At 35.1% G+C, this 19536-nt stretch carries 10 protein-coding genes, 2 pseudogenes, 2 riboswitches and 1 other annotated feature (1 of these 15 cut by a window edge); of the genes and pseudogenes, 2 read left to right on the top strand and 10 right to left on the bottom strand.

The window, feature by feature from the left end; all coding sequences use genetic code 11:
* Positions 1–22 (bottom strand) — a binding site (T-box leader) (it extends 194 nt beyond the left edge of the window).
* A gap of 77 nt (positions 23–99) precedes the next feature.
* On the bottom strand, positions 100–2154 hold the full coding sequence (locus CLHOM_RS00475) for a thioredoxin domain-containing protein (RefSeq protein ID WP_052219710.1): 2055 nt from the start codon (positions 2152–2154) through the stop codon (positions 100–102).
* A gap of 254 nt (positions 2155–2408) precedes the next feature.
* On the opposite strand from CLHOM_RS00475, the gene CLHOM_RS00480 reads away from it, so the two are divergent.
* Together CLHOM_RS00480 and CLHOM_RS00485 are read left to right on the top strand one after the other, a co-directional pair.
* Positions 2409–3725, top strand: coding sequence for an FAD-binding oxidoreductase (locus CLHOM_RS00480; protein WP_052219711.1), 1317 nt, complete (start codon positions 2409–2411; stop codon positions 3723–3725).
* A 331-nt stretch (positions 3726–4056) separates the two neighbouring features.
* Positions 4057–6264, top strand: coding sequence for a multicopper oxidase family protein (locus CLHOM_RS00485; protein ID WP_074782805.1), 2208 nt, complete (start codon positions 4057–4059; stop codon positions 6262–6264).
* Positions 6265–6672: 408 nt separating this feature from the next.
* Here CLHOM_RS00485 and CLHOM_RS00490 read toward each other — a convergent pair.
* The 9 genes and pseudogenes from CLHOM_RS00490 to CLHOM_RS00515 form a co-directional block, all read right to left on the bottom strand.
* Positions 6673–6837 (bottom strand): annotated as a pseudogene (locus tag CLHOM_RS00490) (DUF255 domain-containing protein); the annotation flags it as partial.
* A gap of 162 nt (positions 6838–6999) precedes the next feature.
* Positions 7000–7173, bottom strand: a pseudogene (locus tag CLHOM_RS17745) (GGGtGRT protein); the annotation flags it as partial.
* A 68-nt stretch (positions 7174–7241) separates the two neighbouring features.
* Positions 7242–7303: riboswitch (Fluoride riboswitch) on the bottom strand.
* 58 nt (positions 7304–7361) lie between these two features.
* The gene (locus CLHOM_RS18895; protein ID WP_074782817.1) at positions 7362–7475 is read right to left on the bottom strand and encodes a DUF190 domain-containing protein; all 114 of its coding nucleotides are present in this window, start codon (positions 7473–7475) and stop codon (positions 7362–7364) included.
* Between the two features lie 201 nt (positions 7476–7676).
* On the bottom strand, positions 7677–7850 hold the full coding sequence (locus CLHOM_RS00495) for a hypothetical protein (RefSeq protein ID WP_161803184.1): 174 nt from the start codon (positions 7848–7850) through the stop codon (positions 7677–7679).
* A 67-nt stretch (positions 7851–7917) separates the two neighbouring features.
* Positions 7918–7977: riboswitch (Fluoride riboswitch) on the bottom strand.
* 282 nt (positions 7978–8259) lie between these two features.
* Positions 8260–9762 carry an arylsulfotransferase family protein gene (locus tag CLHOM_RS00500; protein WP_052219713.1) on the bottom strand — a complete coding sequence of 501 codons (1503 nt, stop codon included), beginning with the start codon at positions 9760–9762 and terminating at the stop codon, positions 8260–8262.
* A gap of 87 nt (positions 9763–9849) precedes the next feature.
* Positions 9850–10812: a P1 family peptidase gene (locus CLHOM_RS00505; RefSeq protein ID WP_052219714.1), complete on the bottom strand. Its 963-nt coding sequence runs from the start codon at positions 10810–10812 to the stop codon at positions 9850–9852.
* A 90-nt stretch (positions 10813–10902) separates the two neighbouring features.
* Complete coding sequence (locus CLHOM_RS18900) at positions 10903–11133, bottom strand: integrase core domain-containing protein (RefSeq protein ID WP_082204318.1); 231 nt, start codon at positions 11131–11133, stop codon at positions 10903–10905.
* A complete protein-coding gene (locus tag CLHOM_RS00510; protein WP_052219715.1) occupies positions 11134–11730 on the bottom strand; it encodes a class D sortase in 597 nt (198 codons plus the stop codon).
* 73 nt (positions 11731–11803) lie between these two features.
* The gene (locus CLHOM_RS00515; protein WP_052219716.1) at positions 11804–19348 is read right to left on the bottom strand and encodes an Ig-like domain-containing protein; all 7545 of its coding nucleotides are present in this window, start codon (positions 19346–19348) and stop codon (positions 11804–11806) included.
* Between the last annotated feature and the right edge of the window lie 188 nt (positions 19349–19536).

The raw sequence follows: 19536 nt of genomic DNA on the forward strand, positions 1-19536 counted from the left end.
CTCTTCTCTTCAATGAAATTATTTTAACTTATTATTTACAAGATATTATAGTATTATAATTTTGTCCTTGTCAAGTCTCCTTTTAGGGAGCATGATTATTTATACTTTTATAACAGCCTCACTAAAATTCGTTATTGGTTTTTGACATGAAAAGTTTTCGCATATATATACTGCTGGCTTTCCATTTACAAGGGCTTTATCTATTATGCTCGGATTTACTTCTTTTAGTATCGTGCTATTATCATTTAAAACTATTGCAGTAAATGGAGAAAAAGTTTTATTTATTTCTTTTAGGAATTTTATTACCTCGTCACTTTTTTTATCTCCTGCTATTACAATCTCCTTAGTAGGTATATTATCAAATAACACTGCCATCATAAAATAAGCATGCCCAATAGGTACATCTTTAACTTTCCCTGCAAAGGTTCTGAAGATTTTTCTGCATTCATCAATCAAATCTAAATTGCCTGTTAGACTTCCTAATCTCAGCATATTTAGCGCAGCTACAGAGTTTGAAGAAGGTATGGCTCCATCGTAAACTTCCTTAGGTCTCCAGATAAGCTCTTCACTATCTTCTCCATATAAGAAGAAGCCTCCTTCATCCTTATCCCAAAAATACTTAAACATATCATTATTAAGATCTATTGCTTTCTTTAAATAATCTGCTTCAAAGGTGGCTTGGTATAATTCAATTAATCCCTTTATTAGAAATGCATAATCCTCAGAATAAGCAAGGTATGCAGAATCTCCTTCTCTAAATCTAGCCAGTAATCTTCCATCTTCTCTAAATAAGTTTTCATAAATAAAATCTACAGCTTCTTTAGCTTCTTGTATATACATGGAATCATCAAAAATTCTGCCTGCATAAGCCAAAGCAGCAATCATAAGTCCATTCCAGGATGTTAGTATTTTATCATCTTTATATGGATGAATTCTTTTTTCTCTTTTGATATATAGTCTTTTGTTTAAATCCTCTAAAGAATCCTTTAGATCTTTATTATTCTCTATTTCTTCAATCTTTGTATTTAAAAGATTAGGTATATTTTTCCCTTCAAAATTTCCATTTTCAGTTATACCGTAATATTTGCAATATAACTCTCCATCTTCTTTTCCCAGTTCTTTAATGATTTCTTTATAATCCCACACATAAAACTTTCCTTCTACTCCCTCTGAATCTGCATCCTCTGCTGAGAAAAAACCTCCATTTTCATGCTTCATATCTCTTAGTATATAAGAAATAGTTTTTTCAGCTATTTCCTTATATAATGATTTTCCAGTAGCCGTATAGGCTTCAGTATAAGCTAAGGTTAATAAAGCATTATCATAAAGCATCTTTTCAAAATGTGGCACAAGCCACTTCTCATCTGTGGAGTATCTAGAAAATCCGAAGCCTACATGGTCAAAAATACCTCCCTTATACATTGAATCAAGAGTTTTAGTAACCATATCTAAAGCTTTTTTAGAGTTGCTGTATTTCCAGTATCTAAGTAAGAAAAATAGGTTTTGTGGTGTTGGAAACTTAGGTGCATTATTAAAGCCACCATATCTTTCTTGAAAAAAGTATGAAAAATCACTAAAAGCCTTGTGAACACTTTCAATTCCAATTTCCTCTTCACCCCTTTTCCCTTGATATGCTTGTTTTATCTCCCCTACTATTTCGTTGCTATTATCTATAATCTTATCTCTTTTTTCACTCCATGCTTTACTTATATTATTTAGTATAGCTTTTATTCCAGCCATTCCATATTTACTTTCCTTTGGAATATATGTTGCAGCAAAGAAAGGCTTTCTATCTGGAGTCATTATTATTGTAAGTGGCCAGCCTCCACTGCCAGTTATAGCCTGACACACATTCATATATACAGAGTCTACATCAGGTCTTTCTTCTCTATCTACTTTTATAGAAATAAATTTCTCATTTAAAATTTTTGCTACTTCTTCATCCTCAAAGGATTCCCTTTCCATCACGTGGCACCAATGGCAAGTACTATAGCCTATACTTAAAAATATCGGCTTATCTTCTGCTTTTGCTTTTGAAAAGGCTTCCTCAGACCATGGATACCAGTCTACAGGGTTATATGCATGTTGTAACAAGTACGGTGATTTTTCATTCACCAATTTATTTACATGTTTATGCATAGTTTCATTTGGCATAATATCACTCTCCTTTCATATTTTTATCTTTATTACTATACCCAAAAAAGCTATTGTATATGAGATTTTGAAAGATTGTAACCTTGCACTAAGAAAACATTGAAAGCTGTGCATTTTTTATATTTTGTTTTTTGTAATCATGTGTAATAAAATAGGTGATTTCCCATAGCCTTTCCTTTCACCCTTTGTCACTTTATTATATTTACTGCATATTTATATACTACTAAATAGTAATTTTACAAAGGAGTGAAAATATGAATCTTCATGGATTAACAGGTAAAGTTATAACTCCTTTTAACAAGGAATATGCTATTTTAAGACTTGAATACAACCTAGATATAAACAAATTTCCATTAGCTATTGTTTATTGTTATGACCCTACAGATGTATCAAATGCTATAAAATGGTGCAGAAGTAATCATGTAGAAATCCGCATTCGTACTGGAGGTCACAATTATGAGGGTTATTCAACAGATACAGCTGTTTTAGTAATAGATACAACTTATATGAACAAAATTGATATTGATACTAAGCGGAATATTGTAAAAATTCAAGCTGGAGCAAGGTTAGAGAGTATATACTCAAAACTTGCCCAAAAAGGTTATGCTTTTGTTGGTGGAACATGTCCTTCAGTTGGAATTTCTGGTTTGGTATTAGGTGGAGGAATAGGTTTATCAGGTAGAAATTTTGGGTTAGTAACAGATAATCTTTTGGAAATACAAATGATAAATGATAAAGGTAATCTAATAACAGCAAACAAATGTACTAATTCGGAACTATTCTGGGCTTGCATGGGAGCTGGTGGCGGAAATTTCGGAGTAGTAGTAAGCTATATATTTAAAGTTTATAAAGTGGATAAAATTACTGTTATACAACTTAGGTGGAATGAAGTTTCGAGAAATAAGTTCTTTGAGTTATGGCAATCTTGGTTAAGAACTGCTGATAGAAGAATTAGCTGTTTCGCTGGTTTTAACAAGGAAGGCATATATCTAAATGGATTTTTCTATGGAACTAAATCAGAGGCAGAAGAGATTTTGAAAAGTTTTTTATTGCTTCCTGGTTTATTGAAAAGTTCATCAATAAAATATGTTTCTTTTATTGATGCTGTACGAGCTATTGGTTCTTTTTATGGACCACCAGATAGGTTTAAAGCTACTGGAAGGTTTGTATATAGAACTTTATCTGAAATAAACATTAAAAATTTGATTGAATACGTGGACAATAGCCCAGGAAAAGACAATTGTTATATCAGACTATATTCTTTGGGTGGTGCAATAAAAGAAGTATCTAGTAATTGCTCAGCATATTATTATAGAAATGCAAAGTATATTATCGGTATAACAGCTGATTGGGAAAAGGATGATGATGCGAAACTCTATAAGGACTGGGTTTCAGAGGTTTTTCAATATGTTAAGCCCCTAACTAATGGATCTTATGTAAACTTTCCTTATGCTGAACTTGAAAACTATGGATATGAGTATTATGGTAAAAACTACCAAAAACTTAAGAAAGTAAAAACACTCTATGATCCAGATAATATATTTAAATTCCAGCAGTCAATAAAACCTTGATTTGCTTCATAAATAGAAAATGCCTGCTAATCGTATTTTACATTAGCAGGTCATTTTTGTTATTAATTACACTTTATGCACCTTAAAAAAGAATTCAGTACGGATTCCCCGTTTTTCAAGAACAATTTTGAGAGCAATATAATAAAATTGTAACCGTACAATTTAACAATCATATATTATACTGACAGTAAGGTAATTCTGTTGGAGTAAAAGAATTATCAGGTAAAATTATATGTTCTTTTGCTAGAAAATATGAACAAGCATATTAAAAATATAAGAGAGCTATAAATGAACATCCTTTTATAATTATATAAAAAAGGAGATTATAGATATGGTAAAACCATTAGATCCAAACTCTATTCCTAAATATGTAAATCAATTGTTTATTCCTCTAGTATATAAGCCCGTAATTGTAAAAGATCCAGTTACAGGTGAGGAGATAAGTTATAATTATACTATCGGTATGACTCAATTTAAGCAACAGATTCTTCCACCAACATTCCCTAAGACAACTGTCTGGGGGTATGAAGGTAATGTTGAGGACCCAAGTACAGGTGAAATTCATTGCTTCCGTAGCTCACCAGGCCCTACTTTTAAAGCAGTTCGTGGAATTCCAAGCAATGTACAGTGGATAAATAATATCGCTGAACCGAATCTTTTTGCAGTAGATCCCACTATACATTGGGCGAATCCCAATAATATGCCGACGCCAACACCACCATTTTTACCTTTTCCATCAGGATATCTTTTAGCCCAGAGTCCAGTTCCTCTTGTTACGCACCTGCATGGAGGAGAGGTTCAATCTGATTCTGATGGAGGACCAGATACTTGGTTTACGGCTGGGGAGGAAAAAACGGGGCCAGGATTTTCAAAGACTCGTTATACCTATCCAAACAAACAGGAGCCAACTACACTTTGGTATCATGACCATGCACTAGGAACTACACGTCTCAATGTTTATGCTGGTCTTGCCGGATTCTATTTAATAGAAGATCCAAACAATAAAGTATCTCCGCTTCTTCCAAGCGGCCCATATGATATTCCTATTGCAATTCAAGATCGTTCATTTAATGAGGATGGTTCATTATTATTTCCAAGTAATGGTGTAGATCCTGATGTTCATCCTTATTGGAGGCCAGCGTTTGTAGGTAATACTATTATGGTCAATGGAAGAGTATGGCCTAATTTAAATGTAGAGCGTAGACAGTATAGATTTAGGATTCTAAACGGGTCGAATAACAGAACCTACAATTTAAAGCTTTCAAGTAATCAGAGCTTTATTCAGATTGGTTCTGATGGAGGCTTCCTTCCTTTTCCTGTAACGTTAACTGAACTATTACTTTCACCAGGAGAGCGTGCCGAGATTTTGGTGGATTTTTCTATGCTAAAACCTAAAACAACTGTTATTCTTAATAATAATGCTAATACTCCTTATCCTAATGGCAGTGCGCCAGACCAAAATACTGTAGGGCAAATTATGCAGTTTACTGTACTTGATACACCTGTGGTTTCGCCAACTAAGCTTCCGGCTGAATTGAATAAAATACCTATATTGACACCAGATGTACCAAAGAAAATCTTAACTCTGAATGTAGTTGGTGGAGCAACCGCTCCAACTGAATTACTATTAGATGGACAGATGTGGGATGCTCCAATTTCCGAATTACCAATAGTTGGATCAACAGTAGAATGGGAAATTGTTAACCTTACAAATGGGGCTCATCCTATCCACGTACACTTAATACAATTTCAAATCGAAAATCGTCAGGATTTTGATAAGACAAAATACAGTCAAGAGTGGATTAAACTTAATGGGGAGCCACCTCTGCAGCATCCAACAATTTCACTGCCTGTAGAACCTTTCCTAACAGGCAATCCTATTGACCCTGCTTTAAATGAACGTGGATGGAAAGATACTGTCATTGCATTACCAGGAAAAGTTACTAGACTTAAACTTCGATTTGCACCTCAAGATGCAAATCCTAAAATAGTTAAGCCGGGGGTTAATTTATTTCCATTTGATCCTACTTCAGGTCCTGGATATGTGTGGCATTGTCATATCTTAGATCATGAAGACAATGAAATGATGAGACCTCTTAAAGTTACCTCCTGCCCTATCCCTGTAGCCAATCCTCAGACTTGTTGCCAGGTTATAGTGGAAGGAAGTACCCAATTGGTTCCTCCTGCACTAAGAGATGCACCTGTTATTCATAATAATACTGTTTATGCAAATATCGAAGATGTGTGTCCTGAAAATGTTGTTATCGGCGGTTTTATTCGTAGGACTATCAGATATACAGCTGTTTTGGATACTGGACTTGAACAAGAAAAAGAAATTATAGATGATATTCCTTTCCAATGTTTAATTTGTCGTGAAGATGCTAATGAAGGCGATGAATTTAGTATTACTGGTTCAACTATATTATGTGAGATTTTTGCTCACACTAGAAATTTTGGAACACAGCCTCTTACTGATAAGCCACTAGCTTATAACTTTACAGAAAAGGATATTGTAAAAGTTTGTATCAGAAAAAATTAATAGAACTAAATCGCACTAAGCAGTAGCGGATTTTCATTAAATTAAAACTTTAGTAATAAAAAATAAGATAAATATTAGTTTAAAGAGGTATTTACCGAAAAGTAAGTACCTCTTTAATATCATGAACACTTCAATTATTATTAGTTTATCGCCAAACTTAAAGTTTCTTCAACAACTAACTCTGTCAATAAGTTTGTGTAAACATCAATTGCCCACAAATCTTCTGCGAATTCAATATGTGTAGTGCCTTGATCCTTAGTATTGGTAAATTTTCGTTTTTTTATTTTAATGGCTAAAAAACACTTTTATCGATACAAATAATTATTGACATCAGTGGCATGATAATAATAATTGATTTGCAAGCATCATTATATTAATAATACTTTGGTTTCAGTAACTAGAGTACCCCCAATGACAAGTACTATAGCCTATACTTAAAAATATCGGCTTATCTTCTGCTTTTGCTTTTGAAAAGGCTTCCTCAGACCATGGATACCAGTCTACAGGGTTATATGCATGTTGTAACAAGTACGGTGATTTTTCATTCACCAATTTATTTACATGTTTATGCATAGTTTCATTTGGCATAATATCACTCTCCTCTCATATGTTTTTCTTAGTGTTCCCTTCATTCAAAAACATATGATTTGAATCAATTGGCTATTAATGCTTAAATACTAATTTTTATATACTCTAATTCTATAAAGTAAATCCATTAACTCTTGAGATTATCTAGGCTGCATCTTTATCAAGACCATTAAGGATAACCTTTAATGGCTCTTTTCTTACCTTATTAGCAGATTTAGCTATACCTATTGCACCTTCCGCTCCAAGAATATATGCCCAACAAACATTTTCAAAACAGATAGGTTGTATTCCTTTTACAGTATTATAAACATCTACACCTCTATTTAACTTTATAAATATTTAAATTTCCAATAAATTTATAAAACAAAAACGACTCCACAATAAAAGTACTTATTGTAGAAGTCATTAATCCATGAGGATGATTATGGCGAACTTCATCACCTATTTAGTTAATTATGAAAACTTAAAATTATTATAGTTATAACAACGTATTTGTGTCAAGAATTTAACTATATTCTAATGACTGTCACACCAGCCATACCTATTTCCTTAAGCTTTAAAACTACTGCATGGTAGAGATTATGCCCCTTATATATGGCATCCTCATTAACATATTTTTCAATATTTTAAATTTTATTTTACTAATAACAATATACTAGTTCCTAGTGCATATCCTATAACTCCTAAAATCAAAGATCCTAAAATATATATACGCATTTAATTTCTCTTTAACTTGAAAAAAATTAAAGCCTTCGTGCATAAATGTTGAAAAGGTTGTATAGGTTCCAAGAAGCCCAGTAGCTATTCCTAGCATTAAATTTAAGCTAAACTCCCATACTGCTAAGGTTGTAGTCAATACTAAGGCTTCCAATAATATTAATAAAAAGGGTATTTAAAGGGATAATTTCTTTATAATGATATATGTGTATATTTTTTATATAGTTCCTTAACATCGTAGCAAAAATTCCTCCTGCACCAATAAATATATATTTTCTCATTATCATTGCTCCTCCTAAAATAATGCTAGAATATAATAATAAAACTCCTACAAATAATACTATCATATTACTTGTAGGAGTCATTAGCTTTATAGCAGTTAAGGTAAACTCCATCACCTATATTAATTTTATCATATAATTTCAAAATATTCTATAATACATTATAAAAACCCTAGGATGATTGGTAAAATCCACTATGCTTCACAGCTTAATAATCCTTTCTTAGTACTCTGTTTTATCTACTTTTTATCTTCTCCATAATATTTTCTAATGAGGGGTATAATTTAAGAAAAATGCTATGCATTTTTCTTTAGTAACCAGTAACCAGTGACCAGTTGCCAGTAGGATTAATAAAACTGGTTACTGGGAATTGGTTACTGGTCACTAAGAATTTTACGTCGTAAAATTCTTATAAATGGACAATCCGTGACGTACCAATAACATGACCACATGAATTCAATGCATTTACCTGAAAATATGGTCTATCTGAATTAACATAAATATCTGTCTCAAATCCGGTGCGAGGGATGCTATCTACAACTACTGACAATCTATCAGGGTTTAGACCGGCTAGCACCTGCCAAGCTACAGTTTCAGTTGAACCGTTCCATGATGCATAAACAATCACCGCATCTTCACGAAATGTCTCTACAGCAATACTAGGTGGATAAAGCGGCACCCCCCTCCATTTATTCTTAAAGGCCCTATAAGATAAATTTTGATTAGGAAATTGCATATCATATAAAAAGTTTAATGAAGGATTTCTTTCAGTGTTACCAGCATTTGCAAATTCAGAAACATATGGTTCCTGGCCCCACCCAACTAATTGATTTCCATTAGATAATTTTTGAAGATTTCCTTGACTTGGAACATATAGCATTGGATCATGATAATATGCTCGATCTACATTTGCAGTCATATTTTGGAAGTCCAATTTAAGGATTAAGCCATGTGCTTTGCTCTCAGGCGGAGAGCTTGTAGAAGCACAACAGCCATCATCGAATAAACTTATTCTTTTTCCAGGTCTATAACGGGCATCATGCTGCCAAGAAAATGTAGCTTTTGGTCCAAAAGTAAAATCACTTTGTTTTCCACCAAGCTGCCAAATTATATTTCCAGTTTTTTTATCAATATTATAAATGGCCCACATGTTACGCATGCTAATTAGAAGTGTATTATTTGGACCCTCTTCAACTGAATTCACGTGGAAACAGTCCCAAATATTATTAGAGTTAGCTGCAGATGATGCGGGTATCATTGAGTCTGCTGGATCGACATGAGCAAGTACATTCCAAAAGAAAAGCAGCTTACCAGTCTCAAGATCAACTTCTTGAATGGAGTAATCATCAAAATATCCATCTGCTGGTCCTCCATAAAGTGTTAGATCTGCCGGAACTTGTTTCACTGCAGTAAACAAAGCAGTATTTCGATTTGTAATAGTAAACTCGTGAACGTCAGCAGTATACCCTTTTTGGGCAGTAAGTTTCTTAATAATCTTATAATTCTGATTTATAATTTGGAAATAAGCGCCGGGCTCAGGATCCCCTGCTGGAAGATTAGGGTTTGCAGACTGAGTTCCTGATATGGTTCCTTGCCACATGGTAAGAACTGGTTTATCTTTATAGGATTGTACTCTAAAATCCGAATTTTGTATATATCTACTATTAAGGGGTCTAAACCAGATTGGGTTACCAGCTTGATCCATGATTAGTGCGCCTGTTTGTCCAATCATATTTTCACCATACGCAGTATATGGCGCAACGAATATTAAGCCGGGAGCTGTTCCCCCTTTATTCATATTAATAGTAACTTTCATGGGATGCAAGCCTGGTGACGAAACAAAGTTCCACACTTGTGAGCCTGAATTATTTGCGGATTTTTGTAATGGTTCTCCTAATTTAAAGTTATCCATATCAATTATCATCTCCTATTATTGTTACATGTTATATAAGATAACTGTTAAAAATTAGTTTTTGATTGAAATTAATTAATAATTATTTTATTTGTGTTTGACACATTGCGCCGCCAATGCTCCACGTATAATGGCCCTCTCCAGTACTACCGCAGCAGCTGTGCCCACCACCGTAACAGCAGCGTCGCCCGTAAGGTTACTAGGTTCTGAACCTAGGGCGAGACAGAATACCGTGTCACCGTCCCACTGGGTGTGCACTGGTGATATGGCCCGAGCCATTCCATCTTGGGCAAGTGTTGCCACCCGGCTAGCCTCTGCTTTGTTCAAACGTTCAGTGGTAGCCACTACGGCGATTGTTGTGTTCATGGTCTGGCTGAACAGCGGTGATGGCACACCATCTAGCATCGCCCGGGTTTGATTGACGAAGGTCCCATTAGGACGTAACGCTCCGACGACGATACGCCCTTGATCCCATACATCTCCGAGGGGATTGACCACTGCCAGTGCCGCCACTACAGGTCCACCAGGAATGCGAAGAGATGCAGTGCCCAGTCCGCCCTTCATCGGCCTACCATAGAATTTCCCCACAGTCGCTCCTGCACCAGCACCCACATTTCCTTCCGCTATTTGACCAGTATTTGCAGCTTGGCAGGCAGCATAACCCAGATCTCCATTAGGCGGGATTGAACCCTTGGCAAAGACTAGATCGAAAATAACCGCTGTTGGTACGATAGGTACTAGGTCAATACCTTGATCAAATAACCAGCGCGTTACCCCACTGGCCGCTGCCAGTCCAAAATTACTGCCACCAGTAATGAGAACGGCCTTTACAGGTTCCTCTTTGGTACCTGGGCGGATGCTATCTGTCTGCTGAGTACCAGGATTACCTCCCACTACGGATACACCAGGGATTGCACCATCAGGGCAGAGAATCACTGTGCATCCTGTACGACCGCTTTTGTCCTCAGCGTTTCCAACTAAGATACCAGGGACATCAGTAAGTCCTCCCATAGTTGTTGCTTTCACTTCTTGGTATTTTTTTTCACTCAATTATCTCACCTTTATCATTAAAAATTTAGAACAAGAAGGTTTTTTTTACATAGTCAAACATATCTCTCTATTTATCTATAGTTGATGTATTCAATATTCGTAGTATATATTATGTTGCTCAAGATAATTTGTGCCAATTAAGATAACAATAAAATACATCCTTATATTGTTATAAAATTCTATGAACTCGTTTACTGTTTTATATGTTTCTGCATAATTTTGAAACTCATTAATTTTTAAACATTCGTCTTCAAATATTCTGTAGAAAGATTCCACGTGTGCGTTTTTGTTAGGCGTTTTTACAGGTATTCTTTCAGACAGCTATTCCTCTAGCTTTCCTTTAATTATTAATCTGTGTGTTGCTATTCTTACAGGTGTGCAAGTCACTAATGTAATAATAGGGTCTTTTGTATTATCTAAAACAGAAATTTCAGAGGGCTCTACTACCTTTTTTTCGTATACTCTATATTTATATTGCCTAACTTTTGTTTCAACAGTAATTTCATCATCAATTTGTAGTTCATCTAATCTATTAAAAAACTCTCCATATGCATAACTTCTATGACCAGCTATACAAAAATTACCTTTATTATCTGGTAACGGAGTCCCTTTAAAATGTCCAACTGCATATTTTAATGTTTCATTATCTACACCTTCAGCAATAGCAACTTTTATGTCTATTTTTGGAATATACAATATGCCAATGGTGTCTTTTGTGTTAATTTCTAGTTTATTTTCAGGTACTTTTATTTCAACTTTATTAACTGGTTTATCATTATTAACTTCATCCTTAATAATATTTTCAAAAGCATTTATCATTTCTTTTTGATTTTTATCTACTCTATATTTTGTATAATTAATAGTAATTATTAAACAAGCTCCTGCTAATATCATAATAATTCCAATAACTCTTTTCATAAATTACCTCTTATATAATATACATTAGGTTTAAAGTATTAAGGCTAGCAAAGCTAACCTTAATATTTCTTTTTTATTTCTTTTTTCTTCTTCCCGTTAAAATATATCCGATACCCATCAATGCGCCGCCTAAGGTGTTTAATACTGTGAAGTCTAATGTTCCCCCTGTTTTAGGAAGTTTATTAACTGTTTTTTCAGTGTTCTTGCTTTGTGATTCAGTATTATTTTCAACTGTATTTGTTTTCTGGATTTCTTTTATATTAATATTTATTGTTGTATATGCCTCTTGACCACTACTATTTGCTATCTTTACACTGAAACTGTCTATTCCAATATAGTCTGTACTAGGTTTGTAATTCCAAGTTCCATCTTGGTTTACAATTACGTTTCCATGAGTAGGACTATTTTCTAGAGTATAATCCAATTCATCATTTATCTTCTCTTCAACTTCAATTTTTCCACTTACTTCTTCATTAAGTTTTGTGTTTGCATTATAATTAGGCACTACTATAGGAATTTCTTTTATTAATATATTTACTAAAGATATACTTGATCCACCTTTTCCATCTTCAATTCTAACTACAAATGCATCAGTCCCAACATAACTATTATTAGGAACATATATCCAAGTTCCATCATCTTTAAGCCAAAGTGAACCATGACTTGAAGAAGTAACTAACGTAAATGATAATTTGTCTTTATCCTTATCTTCTGCTTCAATCTTACCTGATGTGGATGAGTCTTTTAGCACTTCTACGTTGTAATCTCTAGTAGTAGGTACATTGTTATTTTGCGTAGTATTACTTGGACTTGGGCTTGAACCGCCGCCCCCCTGAACAATAGGAACTAAATTAATAGGATCATTATGAACAATTATCATACCTACATGTATATTACCTGTTGTGTAAGAATTATACCCTGGTTTTGATACTACTATATAATAATCTGTATTTGGATAAACCATATAAGCATATTCTCCAGCTGTATTTGTGCTTTGAGGATTTACATTATCATTTGGTGCAAATCCAGGTATTGTAGGCAGATTTACTTGTGTATTTGGTGTTTTACCAGCTGCAATATTACCAGGTGTATCTGAATAATATAAAACTGTGGTAGCACCGTTCAATGGTTTACCAGTAGATGCATCATTAACTATTCCATATGGATCTATAAGAGCATCTCCAATGTTTATCTGTCCATCATTATTTACAATTACATGCAATTTTCCTACAATTATTTTTTCAGTAGCTTTGGTAACAGGATTAACCATTTCATAAGTTACTGCAAGTGCATAGCTTTGCCCCTTTTGAAGTCCATCAACTTTAAAAACTCCTTTATTATCTCCATTGCTTACAATACTGGCATTTGCATTATCAATTGCATTTTGAGAAACAATGTTCCCTAAATTATCAGCAGGATAAACATCCATATTATATCCTAAATAATTATTAAGAACATCTATATTTCCATCTGATCCTTTCCCTAAAATCAAGCCAGTTGCAGTTTTATCTGTATTAAAAACTTCATCTCCAGTACCAGTTACATTTCCTATAGTAGCTGTCTGTTCAAAAGTTTTTTCTACTACGCTATTCCCAATTTGTACAGGCTTTGTAATTGCTACATCATAACTTGTATTTCCCTTAGGAATAGCTATTTTATAGTAACCATCTGCTCCTGTAACTGCCTTGCCATAGAAATCTACAATTCCATCCATATTGAAATCCTTGGATACCACTACTTTAGCACCTGCAATTGGATTCCCAAGATTATCTGTTACAATACCTTGTATACTGGCTGGTTCAAAAGTTATTAAAATCTGAGATAACGCCTTAAGATCTCTAACTTTATCATCTACCTCTGCTCTAACATAAATCACTTTAGAATCTATTCCGCTTACATCATCTGATCTAAGCTCTACTGTGGCTTTTCCCATTTTATCTGTTATAGCAGTGGTACTGCTGAAATTACTGTCAAGTACAACATCAGAACTAAAGTGTACTGTCACACCTTCAACTGGCACTCCGTTTTTGTCTAATACTGTTGCTGTTAAATTAGTTTTTGATTTCCCATCTCCTACTATTGTACTTGGATTTGCAATCAATTCAATTTTGTAGTCTACTAACTGAATATCCTGTTTAACTGTTGAATTCTGAGCATTTTCAACTTGTGCATTAAGTTCTGTGATTTTTGTTGTATACTTTGGATTTTCAACAACTATTATATATTTTCCAAGAATCACATTATCAAAACTATAGTTTCCACTATCATCAGTAGTAGTTTGTTTTATTAATTTACCACTTAAATCCTTTAGAGTTACATTACAGCCAGGTATTATTTGTCCAGTTTTCTCATTTGTGATTGTACCAATTACGTTAATGGTTGTCTGAGGATTTACTTTTATATTTATTGTTGAGGTCGCATTTCCACCTTTTCCATCACTTACTATTACTTTAAAGCTGTCACTTCCACTATAGCCATCTGAAGGTGTATATACCCAAGCTCCTGTGCTCTCACTTATTGTTACTGTCCCGTGTACAGGTTTATTTGCTTCTGATACTGAGTATGTTAGTGTATCCTTATTTGGATCACTTCCAACTACTGTACCTGATACTTGCTTATTATAATCTGTTTCCACATTGTAGTTTTCTACTGTTGGAGGCATATTTACTACTGGTACTGCTGCTACTGCTCCTACTCTTGCACTTTCTACTGCTGTTCCTGTGGTTACTCCTGCTGCCGCTCTTGGTGTTACTTCAAAGCTTATATATTTCCTTTTGTCTTCTGATGTTAAGATATAGCTTATATTTATTGCTCCTGAAATTTCTGTTTTATTTGTTCCCTCTTCATCATCTGAACGATACCACTTGTAGCTGCTTCCTGCTTCTTCGTCGCTATCTACATCTCCATATGTGTAGCTTCCTGTTAATGTTGACCCTACTTGAACAGTTCCACTTATACTTACTTCTGTGGCTGTTGGCGCATCATTTACTGCTTTTACAGTTATACTAATTTGTGCTGTGTTTGAATCTTCTTTTCCATCATTCACTTTGTAAGTGAAGCTATCTTCTCCATTGTAATTTGCCGTTGGTATATATGTGTATGCTCCATTAACTCCAAGTTCTACTTTCCCATGGCTAGGGCCGCTTACTATAATATAATTTAAGTCATCTCCATCTACGTCACTTCCTTGAAGTGCTCCATTTCCTTCTTCATCTTCATTTATTGTTAAGACTCCGCTTGTAGCTGTTGGTGGAGTATTAACCACTGGCGCTGCTACTACGGCTCCAACTCTTGCACTTTCCACTGCTATCCCTGTGGTCACTCCTGCTGCCGCTCTTGGTGTTACTTCAAAGCTTATATATTTCCCTTTGTCTTCTGACGTTAATATATAGCTTATACTTGTTGCTCCAACAATTTCTGTCTTGTTTGTTCCATTTACATCATCTGAACGATACCATTTGAAGCTGCTTCCTGATTCTTGGTCACTATCCACATCTCCGTATGTGTAACTTCCTGTTAAGGTTAATCCTACCTGGGCTGTTCCACTTATACTTACTTCTGTGGCTGTTGGTGCATCATTTATAGCTTTCACCGTTATACTAATTTGTGCTGTATTCGAATCTTCTTTTCCATCATTCACTTTATATGTGAAGCTATCTTCTCCATTGTAATTTGCTGCTGGTGTATATGTGTATTCTCCATTAACTCCAAGTTCCACTTTTCCATGGCTAGGGCCGCTTACTATACTATAAGTTAATTCATCTCCATCTACATCACTTCCTTGAAGTGTTCCGTTTCCTGCTTCATCTTCATTTAGTGTCAAGCTTCCGCTTATTGCTGTTGGCACTGTGTTCACTACTGGCGCTGCCGCTACCGCACCTACTCTTGCACTTTCCACTGCTGTTCCTGTAGTTACTCCTGTAGCTGCCTTTGGTGTTACTTCAAAGCTTATATATTTTCCTTTGTCTTCTGATGTTAAGGTATAGCTTATACTTGTTGATCCTGTTATTTCTGTTTTATTTGTTCCCTCTGCATCATCTGCGCGATACCACTTGTAGCTGCTTCCTGCTTCTTGGTCACTATCTGCATCTCCATATGTGTAGCTTCCTATTAATGTTGATCCTACCTGGGTTGTTCCACTTATACTTAATTCTGTTGCTATAGGTGCATCATTTACTGCCTTTATTGTTATACTAACTTGCCCTGTATTTGAATCTTCTTTTCCATCATTTACTTTGTAAATGAAGTTGTCTTCTCCATTATAATTTGATGTTGGTGTATATGTGTATGCTCCATTAACCCCAAGATTCACTGTTCCATGACTAGGACCGCTTACTATAGCATAAGTTAATTCATCTCCATCTACATCATTTCCTTGAAGGGTTCCATTTTCTATTTCATCTTCATTTACTGTTAAAGCTCCGTTTGTGGCTGTTGGTGCATCATTCACCTCTTTTACCGTTATGCTAACTTGTGCTGTATTTGAATCTACTTTCCCATCATTCACTTTGTAAGTAAAACTGTCTTCTCCATTGTAATTTGATACTGGTGTATATGTGTATTCTCCATTAACTCCAAGATTCACTGTTCCATGGCTAGGGCCGCTTACTATAGTATAAATTAATTCATCTCCATCTACATCACTTCCTTGAAGTGTTCCATTTCCTGTTTCATCTTCATTTACTGTTAAGTCTCCAATTGCTGCTGTTGGTGAAGTATTCACCACTGGTGCTGTAGCTACTGCTCCTACTCTTGCACTTTCTACTGCTATTCCTGTAGTTACTCCTGTAGCTGCCTTTGGTGTTACTTCAAAGCTTATATATTTTCCTTTGTCTTCTGATGTTAATATATAACTTATACTTGTTGCTCCTGCTATTTCTATTTTATTTGTTCCCTCTGCATCATCTGAACGATACCACTTGTAACTGCTTCCTGCTTCTTCGTCACTATCCACATCTCCGTATGTGTAACTTCCTGTAAGAGTTGAGCCTACCTGGGCTGTTCCACTTATACTTACTCCTTCTGCTGTTGGCGCATCATTTACCGCTTTTACTGTTATACTAATTTGCGCTGTATTAGAATCTGCTTTTCCATCATTCACTTTGTAAGTGAAGCTATCTTCTCCATTGTAATTTGCCGTTGGTGTATATGTGTATGCTCCATTAACTCCAAGTTCTACTTTCCCATGGCTAGGGCCGCTTACTATAATATAATTTAAGTCATCTCCATCTACATCATTTCCTTGTAATGTTCCACTACCTGCTTCATCTTCATTTACTGTTAAGTCTCCGTTTGTAGCTGTTGGTGCATCATTTACTGCTTTTACTGTTATGCTAACTTGTGCTGTATTTGAATCTACTTTCCCATCATTAACTTTGTAAGTGAAGCTATCTTCTCCATTATAATTTGCCTCTGGTGTATATGTGTATGCTCCATCAACCCCGAGTTTCACTTTTCCATGACTAGGTACGCTTACAATAGTATAAGTTAATTCATCTCCATCTACGTCACTTCCTTGAAGTGTTCCATTTCCTGTTTCATCTTCATTTACTGTTAAGATTCCACTTGCTGCTGTTGGCGGTGTATTTACTACTGGTGCTGCCTCTACTGCTCCTACTCTTGCACTTTCTACTGCTGTTCCTGTAGTTACTCCTGTGGCAGCTCTTGGTGTTACTTCAAAACTTATATACTTTCCTTTGTCTTCTGATGTTAAGATATAGCTTATACTTGTTGCTCCTGATATTTCTGCCTTATTTGTTCCATCTGCATCATCCGAGCGGTACCACTTGTAACTGCTTCCTGCTTCTTCGTCGCTATCTACATCTCCGTATGTGTAGCTTCCTGTAAGAGTTGAGCCTACCTGTGCTGTTCCATTCATACTTACTCCTGTAGCTGTTGGTGCATCATTTACTGCTTTTACCGTTATACTAATTTGCGCTGTATTTGAATCTTCTTTTCCATCATTTAATTTGTAAGTGAAGCTGTCTTCTCCATTATAATTTGCCTCTGGTGTATATGTGTATGCTCCATTAACCCCAAGTTCCACTTTCCCATGGCTAGGCCCGCTTACTATAATATAAGTTAATGCATCTCCATCTACGTCATTTCCTTGAAGTGTTCCATTTTCTGTTTCATCTTCATTTACTGTTAAGACTCCAATTGTTGCTGTTGGTGCTGTATTCACCACTGGCGCTGCCGCTACAGCACCTACTCTTGCACTTTCTACTGCTGTTCCTGTGGTCACTCCTGCGGCTGCTTTTGGCGTAACTTTAAAGCTTATATATTTTCCTTTGTCTTCTGATGTTAATATATAACTTATACTTGTTGCTCCTGCTATTTCTATTTTATTTGTTCCCTCTGCATCATCTGAACGATACCACTTGAAGCTGCTTCCTGCTTCTTCGTCGCTATCCACATCTCCGTATGTGTAGCTTCCTGTTAATGTTGACCCTACCTGGGTTGTTCCACTTATATTTACTCCTGTTGCTGTTGGTGCTGTGTTAAATATTGTTAAAGATTGCATTGAAGTAGCAGAGTTTCCTAAGGTATTTGTTACTTGAGCTGTTACAGTATATGTCCCATTTGAAAGTGGATTAGTGACATTTACAATCCACACTCCATTATTAGCAGTTGTTGTATAAGTTTTTCCATCAACAGTAACAATGACACTGCTTCCATTTTCTGCATTTGTAGTTCCTGTTATAGTTGGTGTCCAAGTATTAACCGTTACGCTGCTGCCACCATCTATACTGATTGTTGCTACAGTTTCAGAAATACTATCTAGCTTTACTATCGATAATCCATCAAAACTTACAGCATTACCAGACATATAATCCTTATTTATTACAGCAAGATTTGCTGCTTGGCTTGTTCCAAAATATAATTTAACCGATGTGCTTCCCATAATAGGTGATGCTATTTTTAATTCATTTTTTTCAAGTTGCGTTACAAGGCTTATGGGAACCTGAATATCTAAAAAACAAGGACCGGTACCAACTGTTCCACTATTAAAGCCAGAATTACCTTCAGCTGGTACTATTCTTGTACCAGGTACTGATTGACTTCCTTTCGCTCCTGTTGTTTGAAATAACTTATAAACATAAGAACCTTGAGCATCAGTAATATACACGTAATCTTTAGCAGGATCTTTTCCATCAATACCAATAGATACCCTATGCATGTATTTACCATAATTAGGATTACCTTGTGTTAATTCTTCTGCAGCTATATCTAATAGCCATGCTGATGAACCAAATCCACCAGCACTGGCATCTCTTGGATCATTATCAAGTCTTAGTCTAATAAAAAGTGTTGTTTCGTCTGAAGCTACATACACAGATGGAAGCATTCCTGCAACACCATTAATATTTGTATTACTGCTTACAATATCTGTTCCACTGTTATACTTCTCATAAGGATCTAAAATCAACGTTCCATCAACCTTAGTATATGAATAAAATGTTGTTGGCCAAGGTACTTCACTTGTTTCAGTAGTTTTATCAATAACAGTAACGCTGCCTCCTCCAGCTGCCATAGCTATATTATCTTTATTAGTCGTACCGTATATTACAGAGCAAATGGCAACTAACCCCATAATCTTAATTTTCTTTCTAAGCAATACACTCATCCTTTCATATTTCTATATAAACTTTCCAAATTGTATTTAAATTTTAATATATATATCTCTCAAAATTCTCACAAAAAAGCTTAAGTTTTTAATTTTAGAAACTTAAGCTTTATAATTTATATAAAATTTATAAACCACTAGTATCAGTATTTTATGTTATTATATAGTAAATAGTAACA

The sequence above is a fragment of the Clostridium homopropionicum DSM 5847 genome (genome assembly GCF_001263795.1).
Lineage (GTDB): Bacteria > Bacillota > Clostridia > Clostridiales > Clostridiaceae > Clostridium_H > Clostridium_H homopropionicum.